General features: G+C 58.6%; 2 rRNA genes. Both read left to right on the top strand.

The window, feature by feature from the left end:
- Positions 1 to 108: 108 nt before the first annotated feature.
- Positions 109 to 1,634 (top strand): 16S ribosomal RNA (locus tag MHW47_RS34420).
- 306 nt (positions 1,635 to 1,940) lie between these two features.
- A 23S ribosomal RNA gene (locus MHW47_RS34415) occupies positions 1,941 to 2,571 on the top strand; the annotation flags it as partial.

The raw sequence follows: 2,571 nt of genomic DNA, 5'->3' as shown, positions 1-2,571 counted from the left end.
GCGGATCGGGCAGGCAAAAAACACAGCGAGGACGCAGTGGACGACGGGTCTTATTCCGGCCCGGTACGTTCCGCTCTCGTGATGTGTGGTCCCGATTACGGGAAAACATTCACGGAGAGTTTGATCCTGGCTCAGGACGAACGCTGGCGGCGTGCTTAACACATGCAAGTCGAACGATGAAGCCCTTCGGGGTGGATTAGTGGCGAACGGGTGAGTAACACGTGGGCAATCTGCCCTTCACTCTGGGACAAGCCCTGGAAACGGGGTCTAATACCGGATAACACTTTCTCCCTCCTGGGGGAAGGTTGAAAGCTCCGGCGGTGAAGGATGAGCCCGCGGCCTATCAGCTAGTTGGTGGGGTAATGGCCTACCAAGGCGACGACGGGTAGCCGGCCTGAGAGGGCGACCGGCCACACTGGGACTGAGACACGGCCCAGACTCCTACGGGAGGCAGCAGTGGGGAATATTGCACAATGGGCGAAAGCCTGATGCAGCGACGCCGCGTGAGGGATGACGGCCTTCGGGTTGTAAACCTCTTTCAGCAGGGAAGAAGCGAAAGTGACGGTACCTGCAGAAGAAGCGCCGGCTAACTACGTGCCAGCAGCCGCGGTAATACGTAGGGCGCAAGCGTTGTCCGGAATTATTGGGCGTAAAGAGCTCGTAGGCGGCTTGTCGCGTCGGTTGTGAAAGCCCGGAGCTTAACTCCGGGTCTGCAGTCGATACGGGCAGGCTAGAGTGTGGTAGGGGAGATCGGAATTCCTGGTGTAGCGGTGAAATGCGCAGATATCAGGAGGAACACCGGTGGCGAAGGCGGATCTCTGGGCCATTACTGACGCTGAGGAGCGAAAGCGTGGGGAGCGAACAGGATTAGATACCCTGGTAGTCCACGCCGTAAACGTTGGGAACTAGGTGTTGGCGACATTCCACGTCGTCGGTGCCGCAGCTAACGCATTAAGTTCCCCGCCTGGGGAGTACGGCCGCAAGGCTAAAACTCAAAGGAATTGACGGGGGCCCGCACAAGCAGCGGAGCATGTGGCTTAATTCGACGCAACGCGAAGAACCTTACCAAGGCTTGACATACACCGGAAAGCATCAGAGATGGTGCCCCCCTTGTGGTCGGTGTACAGGTGGTGCATGGCTGTCGTCAGCTCGTGTCGTGAGATGTTGGGTTAAGTCCCGCAACGAGCGCAACCCTTGTTCTGTGTTGCCAGCATGCCCTTCGGGGTGATGGGGACTCACAGGAGACTGCCGGGGTCAACTCGGAGGAAGGTGGGGACGACGTCAAGTCATCATGCCCCTTATGTCTTGGGCTGCACACGTGCTACAATGGCCGGTACAATGAGCTGCGATGCCGCGAGGCGGAGCGAATCTCAAAAAGCCGGTCTCAGTTCGGATTGGGGTCTGCAACTCGACCCCATGAAGTCGGAGTTGCTAGTAATCGCAGATCAGCATTGCTGCGGTGAATACGTTCCCGGGCCTTGTACACACCGCCCGTCACGTCACGAAAGTCGGTAACACCCGAAGCCGGTGGCCCAACCCCTTGTGGGAGGGAGCTGTCGAAGGTGGGACTGGCGATTGGGACGAAGTCGTAACAAGGTAGCCGTACCGGAAGGTGCGGCTGGATCACCTCCTTTCTAAGGAGCACTTCTTACCGGGCTTTGCCTGGTCAGAGGCCAGAACACCGGCGAATGTCCGGTGCTGGTAGCTCATGGGTGGAACGTTGACTACTCGGCACGGCGCATGAATCTTCACCAGTACTGCTCTTCGGAGCGTGGAACGTGGGGGTGAGTGGGTCGGGTCGGGCACGCTGTTGGGTATCTGAAGGTACGGCCGTCTGGTCGTCCTTCGGTTGCCGGCCCCAGTGAACTTGGTTCTTTTGGATCAGGGTGGTGGGTGGCTGGTCGTTGTTTGAGAACTGCACAGTGGACGCGAGCATCTGTGGCCAAGTTTTTAAGGGCGCACGGTGGATGCCTTGGCACCAGGAACCGATGAAGGACGTGGGAGGCCGCGATAGGCCCCGGGGAGCTGTCAACCGAGCTTTGATCCGGGGGTGTCCGAATGGGGAAACCCGGCAGTCGTCATGGGCTGTCACCCGCTGCTGAACACATAGGCAGTGTGGAGGGAACGCGGGGAAGTGAAACATCTCAGTACCCGCAGGAAGAGAAAACAACCGTGATTCCGGGAGTAGTGGCGAGCGAAACTGGATGAGGCCAAACCGTATGCGTGTGATACCCGGCAGGGGTTGCGCATGCGGGGTTGTGGGATCTCTCTTTCACGGTCTGCCGGCCGTGAGACGAGTCAGAAACCGTTGGTGTAGGCGAAGGACATGCGAAAGGTCCGGCGTAGAGGGTAAGACCCCCGTAGCTGAAACATCAGCGGCTTGTTTGAGAGACACCCAAGTAGCACGGGGCCCGAGAAATCCCGTGTGAATCTGGCGGGACCACCCGTTAAGCCTAAATATTCCCTGGTGACCGATAGCGGATAGTACCGTGAGGGAATGGTGAAAAGTACCGCGGGAGCGGAGTGAAATAGTACCTGAAACCGTGTGCCTACAAGCCGTGGGAGCGTCGC

Origin of the sequence: Streptomyces sp. OfavH-34-F (assembly GCF_022347745.1) — a bacterium.
GTDB lineage: Bacteria > Actinomycetota > Actinomycetes > Streptomycetales > Streptomycetaceae > Streptomyces.
The sequence above is the reverse complement of the archived record's forward strand: the minus strand, read 5'-3'. Positions and strand labels throughout refer to the sequence as shown.